Here is a 16,973-nt window from a genome sequence, read left to right as displayed (position 1 = left end):
CCACCTGCTACACTTCTGATTCCAATTCGCTAACCCGCAACTGCACGGGTAATTCTACAGAATTCAACTCTGACGATTCTAATAATCCTGTTGCTTCAACTTCTGCACTCGCTTCACCCGATCGCACTTTTCGCAATTTCTCACCCAAAGTATCCCGCTGATTAATCAAATAAATACTAACCAAAGTCAGCCCGACTCCCATCGATTGCAGCGGATTGAGCACTTCGCCCAAGAACAAATTGCCGAATAGCAAAGCAAATACAGGCGTAAGAAAGGTAAGAGAACTCAAACTTGTGAGACTGCCACTCGAAGCAAAATAAAAGAATAAACCGTAGGCGATCGCACTTCCGAACACAGTAGAATAACCTAACGCCATCCAGCCGGAAAAATCGATATTCACAAACTGTTCAGACTCAGTTGCAGCCGAAATTGCCAACAGCGGCAAACCGCCCAAAATCATGTGCCAACCAGTCGCCACCACCGGGTCAACATAACGGCAAACCCAGCGCACCAAAACCGTACCGACAGCCATCGACAAAGCAGCCAACAGCATCAACCATTCTCCACCCTGAAACAACTGTTCGATACCCGCAGAAACCTCCCTGTTTTCAGGATGAAAAAGCCCCAAAATCCAGCCATCCGGCAACCCAATTAAACTGATGCCCGCAACGCCAATAACTAATCCCAACCAGCCCCAGAAACCAATTTTTTCTTGAAACAGCCACAAACACAAAATCGCCACCGCTAGCGGTTGAGAATCAATCATCACCGAACCCAAGCCGGCACCGGTTCTCGCCAAACCTTCGGCTAAAAAGCCTTGAAACAAAGTAGCGTCAACCAAAGCAAACAGAGAAATCCACAGCCAAGCTTTCCAACCCTGCGGCTGCGGTTTTCCCATTAGTGCCGCCGCCAGCAGCACCAACACGCCCGCAGGTACTAAACGCACGAATGCCACAAACAGCGGCGTTGTGTGCGGCATCACCCCCTTCATGGCTACCATCGCGGTTCCCCACAGGAAAAACGGCGCAATTAGCAACAGCGGGGCAAAAGGCAGTTTTGAATCGGTAAGCTTTAGCTGCATGGCGGAGACTCCAAATAATTGATGAGATTGGCTCTCACGAGAATGATGTAGATTTGTTAAGCAATTTTTACAATTATATATCGCTGTTGAGTTAAATTCGATCGCACTTATGGCAGAGGAACCCGAAACTTAGAGAGTGGAAGAGTCCGAGAGTGAGGGAACCACAGATGCGGAAAATCTTCCCTCTGCCAGATCCGAATGCCTTCTTCCCTCGGATGAGTCAAACTAGAAGTTAGCTACCAAAATCCGTAACATTGCCCGAAAACTGCCCATGATTTGGCCATTCAAGCCCCGCTACCGCAAACAAATAGCCCGTATCGAAATCACCGGAGCCATTGCCGGAGAAACCCGCAAACGAGTCCTAGAAGCTCTCAAAACTGTTGAAGAACGCAAATTTCCCGCCTTGCTGCTGCGGATAGACAGCCCCGGCGGCACTGTCGGCGATTCCCAGGAAATTTACAGCGCGCTCAAGCGTTTGCGCGAAAAAGTCAAAATTGTCGCCAGTTTCGGCAATATTTCAGCTTCGGGCGGAGTTTACATCGGCATGGGAGCCGAGCATATCGTTGCTAATCCCGGTACAATTACCGGCAGCATTGGCGTGATTATCCGGGGCAACAATCTAGAACGGCTGTTAGAAAAAGTAGGCGTTTCTTTTCAGGTGATTAAATCGGGGCCGTATAAAGATATCTTGGCATTCGATCGAGAATTGACCGATCCTGAACAGGAAATTCTGCAAGACTTGATCGACACCAGCTACCAGCAATTCGTGGAAACCGTTGCCGAAGCCCGAAACTTGGCTGTTGAAAAAGTCAAAAGTTTTGCCGATGGTCGCGTTTTTACCGGTCAGCAAGCCTTAGAATTGGGTTTGGTCGATCGACTGGGAACAGAAGAGGACGCTCGCCGCCTTGCCGCCGAACTCGCAGGCCTCGACCCGGAAAAAACCGAGTCTTGCACCCTAGAAAAACAAAAACCTTTCCTAAATCGCGTCTTGGGGAGTAGTCTGGATATATCTGGGCTTTCAGCTTACAATAATGTGCTGGAATTCGAGCTTTCTACTAGCGGTTTGCCGCTGTGGATGTATCGCCCGTGATTAAATAAATTAGTCATTAGTCAGGAGTCAGTAGTCATTCGTTATTCCCTGGAGGATTGGGCGATTGAAATCTGTTGACCTCAAACTCAAATGTGGCGCTTCGCCCATCATAAGCGCTTTGCGCTGGCTTCGCCTACGAGTTCGAGGTAAAACTACACAAACGAAGTCCACTCAAGCGGGGACTAAGAAATAAAGTGGGTATTTAAGCCTAATTTAGTATGACTAATGACTAATGACTAATGACTAATGACTAATAACAAAAATATGGAGGAAATTTGCGTGGAGTGGCAAGTGCGGGGGATTCGTGGGGCAACTACTGCTAGCGAGAATTCGGTGGCAGCAATTCGAGAAGCGGTGAGAGAATTATTAGATGAATTAGAAGCAAAAAATGATATAAATCCCGATTTAATTATTAGTGCTACGTTTTCTGCAACTCGTGATTTAGATGCTGTGTTTCCGGCCGCGATCGCCCGCGAACGTCCTCACTGGTGTAATGTTCCTTTGTTGGACGTGCAGCAAATGCACGTTGAGGGTGCTTTGGAACGCTGCATCCGGTTTTTAATTCACGTTAACTGGCAGGCACATACTGAAATTTATCATCCTTATTTGCGGGGAGCTCAAAATTTGCGCCCCGATAGGAATTTAGCGGTGGCGGTGGCTGGGGAAAAATAATACATTCACTTTGGGCTTGATTTAAAAGTTAACTCACCATTACAGGTGGGTTTATTTTTTACGGGACTTGATACAGTACAAAACCTGCCCTGGGGATATATGGTTAAAAGCTTTTGTTATAAAAAAAACCCGGCTTCTCAAAGAAACCGGGTTTTTTGTCAATCAGACGCTTTTTTGTGATGCAGCCTAATCCCTAAAAAGATGTCATATATAAAACTCCAAAAGTCCTTTTTCCCTTCCAATATTCCCAAACTTTGAGGGGAACCTTTCTCATCCAACAGTGGCTTCACAGCCTCATAAGCAGGCTTGTAATTGTACCAAGGAATAGAAGGCCACAAGTGATGAATCAGATGATAATTCTGCCCCAAAATCAAGATATTTAGAATAGGACTAGGATATACTCTGGCATTTTTCCAACGATCGCGCTCGTGAAAAGGACGGTGCGGTAAATAATCAAAAAATAACCCCAACGCCAACCCCACCACCAAAGCCGGAGAAAACCAAAAATTCAGGACGTAATCTAAATGGTCGTATTGAATCGAGATATACACGATCGCGATCACAAACAAACGGCTAAGAAACCATTCCAATAATTCGTATTTCCGCCACAGTTTGCGCTTAAAAAAGAAAATCTCGTGGTAAAAAAACCTCGCAGCAATCAACCACAAAGGCCCGCCGGTCGAAACATAATGGTCTGGATCGTTATCTGGGTCATTAACGTGGGCGTGATGCTGCATATGTACCCGCGTAAACACCGGGAAAGCAAAACCCAACATCAAGGCGCTACCGTGTCCCAAAATAGCATTAACTGTGCGATCGCGATGGGCTGCATGATGAGACGCATCGTGAATCACAGTTCCAGCCATGTGCAAAGCCAACACGTTCAATAAAAAACAGCACCATTGGGGCCATTCCCAATACCAGAAACCCAAGTAAGAAATCACGATAATCGCTACTGCACTCAAAAACAGCAGCAGTGTCGGATTAAAGTCACCGGGAGGACTCAGAAACTCTTTCGGCACTGTCAGCGGCCGTCCTGCCTCCGACATCTTTGTTAAGACTCCTTAATATTTCACACTTGCGTAGTATAAGATACAAGCCGGACAATAGTAAAGTTTTATGAAAGAACTGAGTTCGATCGCCAGAAACTAGCGTCTGTACAAGCAGCAAAGTATTGCTGTTGTACAAGGATACCAGTCCTAAATTAGCCAAAAGAGTTCAGCAGACCAAATAAAATAAATGGGTATGTCTGTATTTATGTCAAGCCTGAGATCGGAAAAATTTGCAAAAAAGAGCGCTCCCCAAGAAAAAATTACCGATGGGTAAAAAGTCAGATATTCTATATATTGTTCAATACCTGCTTTCTTGACGACTATCAAAATTTTTAAGACTTGAGAGTAGCGTCATTGCTTGTAGTCAGGAACCTCAGCTATCAGGCATGAGGCTTGTAAGAGATTCTTGCGAGCCGTCCTGACCAGCCTAAGACTTTCGAGGTCTACGTTTTTTGAGTCACGACACCCTGGGATGCGAAGCTAGTCCCCTGCCCTGTCATTTGCAGTTAAACAGTTTTAAGGTCACTGAAACAGTGCTGCAAGTTTAACAAGCTCTCAAAACATTGGCGAAGCTAACTTTACCCGTAAGGGAGTTTTGGAGAAGACCACATCTCCACGGAGGGGCAACCATACCCCTCCACCCCAATCCAATGTAAAGCCGTCCTAGAAGGACGGGGTTTCAGCCCTCCGCTACGCTCCGCCCATTTTTCTGATGAAACGTTAGCCGAAATTTAAACACTAAATCCACCTGCCTCCCCAGAACACCGCTGATGCAATTGCCAAAAGCCCTACGCCGGACTAAAATCGTCGCCACCATTGGCCCAGCAACTTCGGATCCACAAGTGCTGCGCCAGCTCATAGAAGCCGGTGCCACAACTTTGCGACTCAACTTTTCCCACGGAACAGAAGAAGACCACCAGCGCAGCATTCGCTTAATCCGGCAAACATCCTTTGAACTCAACCAGCCGGTAGCCATCCTCCAAGACCTCCAAGGCCCGAAAATTCGTTTAGGGCGTTTTGAGACAGGCTCTATAGTTGTCAAAAACGGCGATCCTTTCATTCTCACCAGTCGCCAAGTTCCCGGCACCGAACTCATTTCTTCCGTTACCTACGACCCCCTAGCAGACGAAGTTCCAGAGGGAGCAGTAATTCTGCTTGACGACGGGAAAGTGGAAATGCTGGTCGAAAAAGTAGACCGCGCGGCGCGGGAATTGTACTGCCGCGTCGTCGTCGGCGGGCCGCTTTCCAACAACAAAGGCGTGAATTTTCCGGGAGTTTACCTGTCAATTAAAGCGCTGACTGATAAAGACCGCAAAGATTTAATGTTCGGCCTCGACCAAGGTGTCGATTGGGTAGCCCTGAGCTTTGTGCGGAATCCCCAAGATGTGCTCGAAATTAAAGAGCTGATTGCCAGTGCGGGCAAGCAAGTACCGGTGATTGCTAAGATCGAAAAGCACGAGGCGATCGAACAAATGGAGGAAATTCTCACCCTTTGCAACGGAGTGATGGTCGCCCGCGGCGATTTGGGAGTGGAACTACCCGCCGAAGATGTGCCGATTTTGCAAAAGCGGCTGATTGCTACCTCCAACCGCCTGGGTATTCCGGTAATTACCGCTACCCAGATGCTCGACAGCATGGTCAACAATCCCCGTCCCACCCGCGCCGAGATTTCCGACGTGGCAAACGCGATTCTTGACGGAACTGATGCCGTGATGCTGTCCAATGAAACCGCTGTCGGCAAGTTCCCCGTCGAAGCGGTGGCGACGATGGCGAGAATTGCGGTGCGGATGGAGAGGGAAGGAATAAAGCGGAATATTAGGAATGTAGAAGATATTGGTCGATCGATCCCCAACGGCATCAGCCAAGCAGTCAGCCAAATCTCCGAACAATTGAACGCGGCGGCCATCATGACGCTGACCAAAACCGGCGCCACAGCCCGAAATGTCTCGAAGTTCCGGCCCAAAACTCCGATTTTGGCAGTTACTCCTCACGTAGACGTAGCCCGACAACTGCAATTAGTATGGGGAGTAAAACCCTTGCTGGTGCTGGATTTGCCCTCCACCGGCCAGACATTTCACTCTGCCATGACAGTCGCCCAGGAAAAAGAGTTAGTGTGCGACGGAGATTTAGTGGTGATGACCGCCGGTACTCTGCAAGGCGTTGCCGGATCGACGGATTTGATCAAAGTTGAAGTAGTGACAGCAGTTTTAGGCAAAGGCACCGGTGTCGGTTTGGGATCGGTAAGTGGCATGGCCAGGGTTGCTCGCACTGCTGCGGATGTAGGCAATTTCCACGCTGGAGAAATTTTGGTAGTGGAACGCACAAGTGTTGCTTTTGTCGAGATGATTCGGAAAGCCGCAGGTGTAGTGACGGAAGAGGACAGTTTGACTTCTCACGCCGCGATTATCGGTTTGCGCTTGGGCGTGCCGGTGATGGTGGGCGTAAAGAATGCCACGCGCGTAATTCGCGACGGAACTATGCTGACGCTGGATATGCAGCGGGGTTTAGTTTATTCCGGGGCCAGAGGCGGCTCAACTGACGCGGAAGTCACCGTTTAACTGTTGGTAAGCTACGAGTTGTGGAGTTTTGAATTAAATTCTACAACTCCTTGCTTTTTTTGCTTAGGTTGTGCTATAATTCAAAATTGTCTGTGCCGATGTAGCTCAGGGGTAGAGTATTCGATTCGTAATCGAACGGTCGTGGGTTCAAATCCCACCATCGGCTTTGGGTTTCAGCGATTTTTGATTTTAGGATTTGTGAGAATGTAGCAAATTTGTATCAAAACGCAGTTTAACTGCTCAAAAATGCTCTCGGCAAAGTAGCCGAGAGCATTTTTATTTGCCCTAAATCCTTGTGTGGTGGAGATTATGAATTTTTTCAATCATATCGTTTCCGGTTGCATCGGTATTGTTCAAATGTCCAAACAGTCAGTTGTCATATCAATTCCGGTTGTATCGGAATGATGAAACCGCTCTTGACACAGAGGATACAGAGAAAGGGAAGAGAGAGATGAATAATTCCGATGCCAACGGATTTGATATCCTATCGTTTCCGGTTGCATTGGAATAATAAAATCGAGTCAACATTTAACACTCAACAATTCAGTTTTTCGACCACTCTTTCAACAGTCAACAGTCAACAGTCAACAGTCAACAGAGGACTTACATTCCTGACTACAAACCTGACATCGTATTACTTTGGGGGCCGGGGGATGCGAAAACTCAGGGGACTGAGGATTTGATTGAGAGTTCGCAGTTGTTCAGCAGTACCCAAACAAATCAGCATATCTCCTCCTTCGATCGCAGTTTCTCCGGTAGGCCCGACAATCAAAGTCCCGCCAGCGCGCCGCACTGCTAAAACCAAAGCCCCTGATTGCGATCGCAACTTGGCATCTCTCAAAGTTTCCCCAACGTAGACACAACTATTGGGATCGACCAAAAATTCTTCCATGTAAAAAGAACTGTCGGTACCCGTCAAAACACCGTCTAAAAAATCCATAACTTGAGGCCGCAAAGCCGCCGCCGCCATGCGCTTTCCCCCGGTAATGTAGGGGGATACAACGGCATCGGCGCCGCCCCGCTGCAACTTCTTTACAGCTTCTTCTGTGGTGGCGCGGGCGATCGCCCGTACCTTCGGATTCAGAGTTTTCGCTGACATGACAGTGTATAAATTCTCGGCATCCGAAGGCAAAGCTGCTACTATGCAAATTGCGCGATCGATGCCTACATTCACCAAAGTTTCGTCCAAAGTCGCGTCTCCTTGGACAGCCGTGTACCCCAGCGCCAAAGCTGCCTCAACCGACTGTATCGCCGAATCTATCACCACAAAAGAGATATATTCGGCCTGAAATTCCAAGGCAATTTGGCGGCCAGTGCGCCCAAAACCGCAGAGAATGTAATGCCCGATCAAAGAATCTACCAATCGTCGCTGCTGCCTAATTCTTGCTCCTTCTTGAAAATATCCTTCAATCAGCGCTTCTGTAAAGCGGTTGACGATGAAACCAATCACAATCACACCCATCAAAATCAGGCATATAGTAAACATTCGCCCGCGTTGACCGAGGGGCTGAAGTTCACCGTAGCCCACAGTTGCTAGGGTAAATACTGTCATGTAAGCGGCATCTAGGAAAGACCATTTTTCCACTTGCCAATACCAGAGAGTACCCGTGCATACAATGCCCCCAAGGGCGATGACTCCGTTTCTTAAGTCTTTTTGCAGGCGCTGGTACTTTTGTTCTAGAGTTGAATACACCGATCGGGCTGACCTATTACCTATTAGCTGCTACCAATTTTAACGATATCAGCCCTAGACGCAGCGGGCGCTCAAAAAGCCGGTTGCTGCCTAAATACTTTGCTGCAAAACTCACGACTTTGAGTCTTAACCGGGGTTTTTTTGCCTAATGCCTGACTGAGTTTCAACCCCGTCGCAGAGGTGGCGATTGTTTTGATTGGCGATCGGATTTGTCTGAAAATAATTACGGACTCCATCGCAACCCTGCATCAACAAATTGTCAAGATTAAAATTCCACAGCATCACCGTACCGTCAGCACTAGCACTAGCGATCGCTTTGCCGTCAGGACTAAAACTCGCACTCCAAACAGCATCCTTGTTACCTTTTAAAGTTTGGATCAACGTACCGTCAATGTTCCATAGCCTCACCATTTTGTCTGTGCTTGCAGATAGCAACATCTGACTGTCGGGACTAAAGCTGATATTTGTCAATCCACTTGTATGCTTTAAAATACTTAGCGGTGTGCCGTCTTTGCTCCAAATTCTCGCAGTTCCCCCAGCACTTCCCGTCGCCAGCATTGCTCCATCTGGACTGAAGGTTACACTCATTATTTTATCACTTTTAACCTGTAAAGTTCGGATCAATTTGATATCGTTGCTTGCTTCGATTGACTGCTGTTTTTGCAACTTTTCCACAATCTTTCTCAAACTCCAAACTTTAACAGTGCCATCAGTGCCAGCCGCAGCAATTATCTGACCGTCTGGGCTAAAATTTGCGCTGGTTATCCAACCTCGCTCCACTTTGAAAGTTAACAATTCTTCACCGTTTATTTTCCAGAGTTTAACGGTTCCATCGGTACTTGCTGAAGCAATAATTTTACCATCTGGACTCAAACATACGCTTGTTATTTGACCGCTGTTTCCTTTTATATCATGAATTAACTTGCCATCTTTTTGCCAAATTTTGAGAGTTTTGTCGTGGCTGGCAGAGACAATCATCTGACCGCTCGGAGTGAAAATTGCCCTAATAATTTTATCAGTATGCCCTGTTAATGTTGCTTGCAAAGTTCCATTAGTTTGCCAAAGCTTGATATAATTATCATCGGTAGCAGTCACAATTGTTTGACTGTCGGGACTGAAAATCGCGAAAGCAAGGGTACTGGCTTGAGTCTGCAAGCGGCGGCGTTCCCGAAAGTTGTAAACTGCCTGTTCGAGGGCGATCGCCACTCGCATCTGAATATCTGAACTCACTCCGAGCGATCGTTTCATTTCTGTAACTGCTCTAATGCTTTCTAGCAAAGCTTCTTCTTTTTTATCTGCGGCAAATAGCGTTTCTGATAGCAAACTGAGAGTGAGAATTTTGTTGTTTCTTTCTTCGATTGACGGTTTTACCCAAAAAGCTACTATCAGGATTGATATTAATATGACTGCGGCTCCTGTAACTGTTTGCACTCTCAGTTGTTGCTCGCGCCAAAGTTTAACTGCAATCGCTTTTTTCTGCTTTTGTGCTTCGCTTAGTTCCTCTAGTAACTTTTTTTCGCGGCGCAGTTGTTCCATTTCAGTTTGAGTTTGTTTTTCGCGATCGCGCAATTTGGCAAATTCCGCTTCTTGACTCGCACCTAAAAATTGATAATCTTGGGTGTTCAAGCTTTTATTTGTCGCCCACTGTCGGGCATCTTCCAGTGCTTGACCCCGCAACAAGCGAGATTCGTCTTGACAATTTGTAGCTATCCATGCTGTTAGGGATTCAGCATAGGGGCGCAAGTCGCCGAGTGCTTTTTCTACCCAGTTATGGTTGAATATAGCTGCGTAAATGCGGTTGGATACGGTTAATTTTCCGGCTCGTTTTACTACTAATCCGCTCAGCCGCAATTCTGTTTGTTCTGGAGTATCATCGGCGCAGATCCCCCCTGCCCCCCTTAACAAGGGGGGTTCTGAAGGTTGCTGATTTCCACTCAGTTGCTGTTCGGTTTGTTCGGGAGTATCATCGGCCCCGATCCCCCCTGCCCCCCTTAACAAGGGGGGTTCTGAAAGTGGCAATATTTTTTGATATAGTCCTAATAACCTACTGGCGCGGTGCGGACTTCTGAGAAGGCGATCGCGAATTGTTTTGATGTGTACCGGTTCATCGGATGATTCCCAATTATCAATAATATGAGATTGCACTATCTCGCTAATTAATAATTGATTTGTAGTAAATTTTTCAGTTTTGCTTTCATCCGTTGAATTTGATATAATAGAAGCAGACGCTAAGCTTTTTAAATGGTGCAAAATCAGCTTGCAAAGCTTTTGAGTCAGAAAAGGCTGCCCTCCCGTCCAGTCCAAAATCTCTTTTAAAATCTCTTGAGGATTGTCTACTTTTCCCTCAAATCCCTTTGCTAAAGGCAGAGCTTCCTGTAAGTTAAAACCGTGCAATTCAATAGGTAAACCGATATTAAAGGGGGTGCGAGTTGCATCGCTAATTAAATCCGATGGCGTAGCTACTCCCAGCAAAGCAAATGTAATGCGCTGGTATTCTGAATTGTGAGCGCGTTTATTGTAGCAACATCTAATTAATGCAAAGAAATCGTCTAGCGGTTCTTGGAAACTCAGAACGCTATCAATTTCATCAATAAAAATGACCAGGTTTTGAGAAATTTTGACCAGCAGCAATTCTTCAATTAACTCTCCTAAGCGCTGCACCGGCGACATCAACTCTCTCTCCCGCCACCAAGCCATAAACTCGACTGGGTTAAACAGGTTGAAACTGCACAATAGCTTGTAAGCGACGCCGCCGTACCACTTATCTAGAGAGACTTGCTGGTTGCCAATGTCCGAAAGGTCGATCGTAGCACAGGCAATGCCATCAGCCGAGAGTTTTTGTACAGTTCGCACCAGCAAACTAGATTTGCCCATTTGTCGGGAATTGAGCACGTAACAAAACTCTCCAGCTTTCAGGGCTTGATAAAGTTCTGAGTCAGCTTGTCGCACTACATAAGTAGGTGCATTTTGCGGGAGACTGCCGCCGATTTGATATTGGTAATCGACTGTCATGATCTAGCCTCTAGTCATAAGTTTGTGGCATTTCCATAGTGCCTGGAGCACAAGCAATTTTACCATTTTGATAAGTTGGTTCTGGTGGTTTGATTGTACCAGGAGAATCAGATCGGCAAAATATAGATGTGGTCGTTATTTTATTTTTAGAAGCATTTGACTCAACTTTTGTAGCAGGAATTACAAAAACTGCACCGACAAAGCTTTTAAGATCTTTATGCTTTGAGACTCCATAATTAAATGTTGCTTTGTTTGTTGTAGGGTGGGAATATTTGTAATTTTCTGTCTCGGTTTTAATAATGCGAATTTTTAAAGCCTTAACAGAAGTGCTAAAAACACTTTTTTCGGCAAAATAGGCTTGCTGACGTTTGTTGATTAAGCTAATATAATCTCTGGGTTCCCATTGCTTGTTGTTCCTAAGCTTAACCTGAAAGGATGGCACAGCTACCGAAGCTAATACTCCAATCAACATTAAAACCCCTAAGCATCCATAACCATTAGATGCAATGCTAGCTGATTTAGATTTTTGTTGACTCATTATTTTGTACCCTCTCTGTTTGTAGTAAGAACTTTAGTCCGGTAAATCTCAATTGAATGCCGATTTGATATTGGTAATAGACTGTCATAATCTAGCCTCTAGTGATAACCGTGTCTCACTTGTATGGTGCCTGTAGCACAAGCAATCTTACCATTTTGATTGGTGGGTTCTGGTGGTTTAATTGTACCCGCAGAATCAGCTTTGCACAATATAGATGTGGTCGTTATTTTATTTTTAGAAGCCTTTGATTCAACTTGTGTAGCAGGAATTACAAAGACACCACCGACATAGCTTTTAAGGTCTTTTTGCTTTGAAACTCCATAATTAAATGTTGCTTTTTTTGTAGTCACAAGGGAATATTGGTAATTTTCTGTCTCGGTTTTAATGCCAATTCCTAAAGCCTTAACAGAAGTGCTAAAGACATTTTTTTCGGCAAAATAGGCTTGCTGACCTTGGTTGATTGAGCTAACATACTCTCTGGCTTCCGATTGCTTTATGTTCGTAACCTTCTTCAGAAATGATGGTCTAACCAGCAAAACAAATACTCCAATCATGATTAAAAGCACTAAACATCCACCAACATTCGATGCAAGGCTAGCTGATTTAGAACTTTGTTGACTCATAGTTTTGTATCCTCTCTGTTTGTTGTAAGAACTTTAGTCCAGTAAACCTCAAGTGAAGGCCGATTTGATATTGTAATCGACGGTCATTATATTGCGTATAGTTAGATTAGTTTTGCCATTCTTTTGTGCCTTTCCCACAAGCAATTTTACCATTTTCATAGGTAGGTTCCGCTGGTTTAATTGTACCGGGAGAATCAGCTTGGCACAATATGAACGTTGTAGTTATTTCCTCTTTAGCAGCATTTGGATCAAAGTTTTTAGCAGGAACTAGAAAGACACCGCCGACATAACTTTTGAAGTCTTTTTCCTTGGATAATCCATAATTAAATCCTGCTTTTTTAGTGGTGCGAACTGAATACTTGAAATTGGTCGTCTCGGTTTTAATCCCAATTTCCAAAGCATTAACAGAAGTAGCAAAAGCACTTTTTTCAGCAAAGTGAGCTTGTTGGGCTTTGTTCATTGATCCAACATACTGTTTTGCTTCTGACTGCTTGCTTCTATTGGTATTATTTAGATAAAATGGCAGAGCTATCCCATTCATTACTCCAATACCGGCTATAAGTAATAAGCATCCGCAACCGCGAGAAGCTGCATTGCGAACTATTGATTCTTTATTGTTAGTCATGGTGTTGTCTCCTTAAATGGTATATACAATGCGAATTAAAATCGGCGAGGCAGAGCTTCTGTATCTGCGTTACCAGGCAGAGCCTGGTAACGAGGAAAACGATGGAATACTAATCCCTAAGCTCGCAGCTTTTGTACTTCTTTCCGGTCAATGGATGTGGGCTGAATCACTTTACTGCCGATCGCAAAATCGCGCAATTCCACTCTCGTAAACTTCACACCCCAAGGATCTGTCGTTGTATCCAACTCTTCCACTAAAGCATTATTAATCTCATGTCGAGCCGTGTAGAGTTCCTCAACAGATAATTTAGCAAGGTGAGTCCGAATTGAAAGAATCAGCATATTTAACATCGCTTCCTTGAGATTCTGCACTTTGTAGGAAGCTTTTTCTAAGTCAATGATTCGCCAGTACACAATAAAATCAACGGTGACGGCAACCCGATCGCGCGTCGTGCATTCTTGCGGTGACAGCCTTAAAATTTGCTCGCGCAGAGTTTGTTTATAGGCGACTGTTTCGACAAAGGGAATCAAAAATGTTATACCCGGTTCTAGTTTTTTTCGATCGTACTTTCCGAAAATTTCAACTAATGCCTCATCTCCTTGACGGACAATTTTTACGCTGTTGGCTAAGGATACTCCAGTGATGGCAAACAATACCGTCAAAAAATACTGATACATAGTGAATCTCCTGGTAAATAGTTGACAGTTGACAGTTGACAGTTGACAGTTGATAGTGATTTCTTAGTCTCTTAGAGGGACTTTGTTTGGTAAGAAGCGATTTAACTCGCCGAGTTATAAAAGAGCCAACTCAGATTTAGCCGTTGATGTGAATTAATCTGTCAGGTACAACAATCAGCGTGTTTCCTTCGCGGCGCAAAACGTAAACTTTTTGTCTGGGTGCGATCGCCCCTTGGGAATCTTCATTGCGAGCTTTCCACGAAGCCCCTTCATAAATCACCATTCCGGTTTCTCCGGGGAAAATTTCGGAGATAGTTGTCGCTTCGGTTGCTTCGGGAATCACAAACTTTTTGCGAACAATAAAAATTGGTCTAATCCAGATGCTCAGCGCGAGGGCTATCCCCATCCAGTAGAAGATTTGCCAGTCAAAATCTTCATACATTATGTTCGCCCAACTAAACTGAAATGCTACCGAACCTCTCCACAAAATAAAGGATTCAATTAAAGCCGAAGCTCCCATCATTAGCAGGTAAAATCTGTATTTTTGGGGCTGAGTTTTGATGATTAATAGCTCCATCGCACTAAGCACAACTCCGAGCAGCAACCAGAATAGGGGCGGGGTGAAGGCGAAACCTGGTTGATTAGTGGCTGAAGCCAGCGACCAAATTAGGATAGAATACACAATGCTTTTACCTCGTTTTGATGGGATTCAACCTTGTTATTTCTAATCTAATCAGGTGGCTATTTGAGTTGGCGACTGAGTTATTTGAAAATTCATCGACTTTTCATCGACTTTTCATCGACTTTAGGGACGGTTGGCATTTATGATGGTTTCAGTGTTTTGATTGTGATAAGCAATGCCACGATCGCTAAGGGTGCGCGAAGAGTGCATTCGCGCAGTTAAATCCTGTCTCCTGAGAAATGGCTTCCCCAGTCAGAAAATTCTGGCTGAGGATTTAGGGATGGCGCAATCTACTGTCAGCCATTTTCTGAATGGCAAACCTGTGGATTATGCCAATTTCATTGAAATTTGTCGCGGATTGGGGCAGGAATGGCGCGATATAGCCGATTTTGAGGCGAATTCAGAGCCAGAGGAGGTAGTGCTGGTGAGGGCAAAAGTGGCGATCGTCCGTTGGCGAAGCCCTCGAAGAGGATCGACCTCACACAAAACCCTTTCCCAGCAGTTACACCAAGCTTTGAGTGCGGGAGGCCACGAAGTCTTTTTTATTAACAACAGCAGCGACTCAGCCTCATATCTAAAGCGTTGCGATTATTTGCTGTTGCTGATTTCGGAAGAATCGGCCGCTAGCGAAATGGTATTGGAACAAGTGCAGCTAGCCAAAGAATTGCATAATTTAACTGGTCATAAACCCGCAATTTTACCGATTTTAGTTGAATTAAATACACCGCTTTCCTTTGATTTACTGAGCTATTTAGCAGGAATTCAGCCCTGGCTGTGGCGCGGTGTTGGCGAGTCATTTAAGTTAATATCACAAATTTTAACCATTATCAAAGAAGGTCGCACATCGTTAACTGCCGACCATGAATTAGCTGTAGAATGGCAAGTAATTACTAGCACAAAACAGTCAATAATTCAACCCCTGCCAGCCGCGCCGCCAGAATTGCCGGGAGGACAAGTTGAACTCACTTCTTGTTTTTATATCGATCGCCCTCCGATCGAATCCCGCTGTTACGAGACGATCGCCCAACCGGGAGCACTGATCCGCATTAAAGCGCCCAGACAGATGGGCAAAACTTCCTTGATGGCGAGGATTTTGCATCACGCAGAACAGCAAGGTTCTCGCACGGTAGCGCTGAGTTTTCAGCTAGCCAATAGGAAAATATTCGCTAATTCAGATACATTTTTGCAGTGGTTTTGTGCTAGCATCGGTCAAGAGCTAGGAATGCTGGAGCAGTTGCCCAAGTGTTGGGAATTAGCCGATTTAATTGGCAGTAATCAGTGCTGCAAGGCTTATTTTGAACAGTATTTGCTGTCAGAATCCTCAAAACCTCTGACGTTAGGCTTGGATGAGAGCGATCGCCTGTTTGAATCCCCGGAAATTGCCGATGATTTTTTTGGGTTATTGCGCGCTTTGCACGAAGAAGCAAAACGGAGAGATATTTGGAAAAAGTTTCGTTTGATTGTGGTGCATTCGACGGAAGTCTATATCCCGCTGGATGTGAACAAATCGCCTTTTAATGTGGGTTTACCGATTGAATTGCCAGAGTTTAATTCCCAGCAAGTGCAAGATTTGGCAAAGCGACACGGATTGAATTGGAGTGGGAATGAAGTTGCAGAATTGATGGGGTTAGTGGGCGGAAATCCTTATTTAGTACGGCTAGGAATGTATCATATTTCGCGTCAAGATGTGACTTTAGATCGGTTAGTGAAAGAATCTGCAACTGAAGCGGGAATTTACAGCGATCATTTGCGGCGACATTTATGGAATTTAGAGAAATATTCGGAATTAATGGAGGCGATGAGAGAGGTTGTGAATGTTTCTCAGCCAGTTAGATTGAGGTCAGAATTGGGGTTTAAGTTAAATAGTATGGGGTTGGTGAAATTGGATGGAAATCATTGCATTCCGAGATGTCGGTTGTATCAGGAGTATTTTGGCGATCGGCTTGACTGCAAATAATCCCTATTTACCCGATCGCCAAATCCACACTAACTTCAAATTCTGGAAATGCCAGCGGCGAAACTCGATCGCCACGCCAAAACCTCAGCATTAAACTGTAACCGTTAACCGTTGGCTGGCGGTAAACTTCCAAGCAGTTTTCCTGTAAATTTACTATCCAGACTTCCTGAATTCCTGATCGAGCGTAAATAGGAAGTTTCACGTCTCTGTCATAATCTATTGAAGTGTCAGCTACTTCTATTAACAGTAAAACTTCGGATGGGACAGGATGGGCAGTTGAATAGTAATCGGCGCGAGGTTGCAGCAATACTAAATCGGGTTGCGGTTCCGTGCGATCGCTCAACAGCACGGGGTTCTGCACGTCGAAAATAACCAAATTTTCTGGAATTTGGCTGCACAGTCTGGCTAAGCGCCTCACAGACGAAGCGTGACGAGTTCCAATTGCGGCCATTTGAACAAGTTCTCCTTCTATTAATTCTACGCGATCGCCCTCTGAAAGAATACCAGCTTTACCCATCAGATGGTATTCTTCTACTGTGAAAAGTCTTTTGAGCAACTGCACTGCCATAACTTACCCTTCCTCTAATTATTTCTTCGATTATAGTCACACGCCCTATTAAATGCCAAATGCCAGTGATGTCTAAAGTCGATGAGAAGTCGATGAAAAGTCAGTCGAGTTCTCAAATAGCCTGGTGATTTAATAGAGATAGAGT

At 45.1% G+C, this 16,973-nt stretch carries 14 protein-coding genes and 1 tRNA gene; 5 read left to right on the top strand and 10 right to left on the bottom strand.

Features of this window, described 5'->3' with window-relative positions:
* Window positions 1–7: 7 nt before the first annotated feature.
* Window positions 8–1,081, bottom strand: a complete 1,074-nt coding sequence (locus QUA36_RS01980) for a DMT family transporter (protein ID WP_333455230.1) — start codon at window positions 1,079–1,081, stop codon at window positions 8–10.
* A 271-nt stretch (window positions 1,082–1,352) separates the two neighbouring features.
* Between QUA36_RS01980 and sppA the strand changes: the two genes are divergently transcribed.
* Window positions 1,353–2,171 (top strand): signal peptide peptidase SppA, encoded by an 819-nt coding sequence (gene sppA / locus QUA36_RS01975; protein ID WP_333455228.1) that lies wholly within the window; start codon window positions 1,353–1,355, stop codon window positions 2,169–2,171.
* Window positions 2,172–2,417: 246 nt separating this feature from the next.
* Window positions 2,418–2,843, top strand: coding sequence for a chorismate mutase (aroH, locus tag QUA36_RS01970; protein ID WP_333159192.1), 426 nt, complete (start codon window positions 2,418–2,420; stop codon window positions 2,841–2,843).
* 158 nt (window positions 2,844–3,001) lie between these two features.
* Here aroH and crtR read toward each other — a convergent pair whose 3' ends face one another.
* Complete coding sequence (gene crtR, locus QUA36_RS01965; RefSeq protein WP_333365429.1) at window positions 3,002–3,892, bottom strand: beta-carotene hydroxylase; 891 nt, start codon at window positions 3,890–3,892, stop codon at window positions 3,002–3,004.
* 773 nt (window positions 3,893–4,665) lie between these two features.
* On the opposite strand from crtR, the gene pyk reads away from it, so the two are divergent.
* Both pyk and QUA36_RS01955 read left to right on the top strand, forming a co-directional pair.
* Window positions 4,666–6,453, top strand: coding sequence for a pyruvate kinase (gene pyk, locus QUA36_RS01960; protein ID WP_333227193.1), 1,788 nt, complete (start codon window positions 4,666–4,668; stop codon window positions 6,451–6,453).
* A gap of 94 nt (window positions 6,454–6,547) precedes the next feature.
* Window positions 6,548–6,619 (top strand) — tRNA-Thr (locus QUA36_RS01955).
* 468 nt (window positions 6,620–7,087) lie between these two features.
* Here the strand turns inward: QUA36_RS01955 and QUA36_RS01950 are convergent.
* From QUA36_RS01950 to QUA36_RS01920, 7 genes are all read right to left on the bottom strand, one after another.
* Window positions 7,088–8,146 carry a potassium channel protein gene (locus QUA36_RS01950; RefSeq protein ID WP_333159278.1) on the bottom strand — a complete coding sequence of 353 codons (1,059 nt, stop codon included), beginning with the start codon at window positions 8,144–8,146 and terminating at the stop codon, window positions 7,088–7,090.
* Between the two features lie 126 nt (window positions 8,147–8,272).
* A complete protein-coding gene (locus QUA36_RS01945) occupies window positions 8,273–11,158 on the bottom strand; it encodes an AAA-like domain-containing protein (protein ID WP_333455226.1) in 2,886 nt (961 codons plus the stop codon).
* 10 nt (window positions 11,159–11,168) lie between these two features.
* A complete protein-coding gene (locus QUA36_RS01940) occupies window positions 11,169–11,696 on the bottom strand; it encodes a type IV pilin-like G/H family protein (RefSeq protein WP_333455224.1) in 528 nt (175 codons plus the stop codon).
* Between the two features lie 98 nt (window positions 11,697–11,794).
* Window positions 11,795–12,319: a type IV pilin-like G/H family protein gene (locus QUA36_RS01935; protein WP_333455222.1), complete on the bottom strand. Its 525-nt coding sequence runs from the start codon at window positions 12,317–12,319 to the stop codon at window positions 11,795–11,797.
* Between the two features lie 106 nt (window positions 12,320–12,425).
* Window positions 12,426–12,944: a type IV pilin-like G/H family protein gene (locus tag QUA36_RS01930; RefSeq protein WP_333455220.1), complete on the bottom strand. Its 519-nt coding sequence runs from the start codon at window positions 12,942–12,944 to the stop codon at window positions 12,426–12,428.
* A gap of 116 nt (window positions 12,945–13,060) precedes the next feature.
* Window positions 13,061–13,621: a paraslipin gene (locus QUA36_RS01925; RefSeq protein ID WP_333090579.1), complete on the bottom strand. Its 561-nt coding sequence runs from the start codon at window positions 13,619–13,621 to the stop codon at window positions 13,061–13,063.
* 136 nt (window positions 13,622–13,757) lie between these two features.
* Window positions 13,758–14,303 carry an NfeD family protein gene (locus tag QUA36_RS01920; RefSeq protein WP_333241328.1) on the bottom strand — a complete coding sequence of 182 codons (546 nt, stop codon included), beginning with the start codon at window positions 14,301–14,303 and terminating at the stop codon, window positions 13,758–13,760.
* Between the two features lie 175 nt (window positions 14,304–14,478).
* On the opposite strand from QUA36_RS01920, the gene QUA36_RS01915 reads away from it, so the two are divergent.
* Window positions 14,479–16,260, top strand: coding sequence for an AAA-like domain-containing protein (locus QUA36_RS01915; protein ID WP_333455218.1), 1,782 nt, complete (start codon window positions 14,479–14,481; stop codon window positions 16,258–16,260).
* A 7-nt stretch (window positions 16,261–16,267) separates the two neighbouring features.
* Here the strand turns inward: QUA36_RS01915 and QUA36_RS01910 are convergent, their stop codons facing one another.
* On the bottom strand, window positions 16,268–16,828 hold the full coding sequence (locus QUA36_RS01910; RefSeq protein WP_333455216.1) for a Uma2 family endonuclease: 561 nt from the start codon (window positions 16,826–16,828) through the stop codon (window positions 16,268–16,270).
* Window positions 16,829–16,973 lie beyond the last annotated feature (145 nt).

The sequence above is a fragment of the Microcoleus sp. Pol10D4 genome, assembly GCF_036701555.1.
In the GTDB taxonomy this organism is placed as follows: Bacteria; Cyanobacteriota; Cyanobacteriia; order Cyanobacteriales; family Microcoleaceae; genus Microcoleus.
This window is presented reverse-complemented; position numbering and strand designations above follow the sequence as displayed.

Excerpts from the sequence above, each read along its gene's own strand:
- QUA36_RS01915 (WP_333455218.1), top strand. The coding sequence starts at position 14,479 with ATGCCACGATCGCTAAGGGTGCGCGAAGAGTGCATTCGCGCAGTTAAA.
- crtR (WP_333365429.1), bottom strand. The coding sequence starts at position 3,892 with ATGTCGGAGGCAGGACGGCCGCTGACAGTGCCGAAAGAGTTTCTGAGT.
- QUA36_RS01980 (WP_333455230.1), bottom strand. The coding sequence starts at position 1,081 with ATGCAGCTAAAGCTTACCGATTCAAAACTGCCTTTTGCCCCGCTGTTG.
- aroH (WP_333159192.1), top strand. The coding sequence starts at position 2,418 with ATGACTAATAACAAAAATATGGAGGAAATTTGCGTGGAGTGGCAAGTG.
- QUA36_RS01910 (WP_333455216.1), bottom strand. The coding sequence starts at position 16,828 with ATGGCAGTGCAGTTGCTCAAAAGACTTTTCACAGTAGAAGAATACCAT.
- QUA36_RS01945 (WP_333455226.1), bottom strand. The coding sequence starts at position 11,158 with ATGACAGTCGATTACCAATATCAAATCGGCGGCAGTCTCCCGCAAAAT.
- pyk (WP_333227193.1), top strand. The coding sequence starts at position 4,666 with ATGCAATTGCCAAAAGCCCTACGCCGGACTAAAATCGTCGCCACCATT.
- QUA36_RS01935 (WP_333455222.1), bottom strand. The coding sequence starts at position 12,319 with ATGAGTCAACAAAGTTCTAAATCAGCTAGCCTTGCATCGAATGTTGGT.
- sppA (WP_333455228.1), top strand. The coding sequence starts at position 1,353 with ATGATTTGGCCATTCAAGCCCCGCTACCGCAAACAAATAGCCCGTATC.
- QUA36_RS01930 (WP_333455220.1), bottom strand. The coding sequence starts at position 12,944 with ATGACTAACAATAAAGAATCAATAGTTCGCAATGCAGCTTCTCGCGGT.
- QUA36_RS01925 (WP_333090579.1), bottom strand. The coding sequence starts at position 13,621 with ATGTATCAGTATTTTTTGACGGTATTGTTTGCCATCACTGGAGTATCC.
- QUA36_RS01940 (WP_333455224.1), bottom strand. The coding sequence starts at position 11,696 with ATGAGTCAACAAAAATCTAAATCAGCTAGCATTGCATCTAATGGTTAT.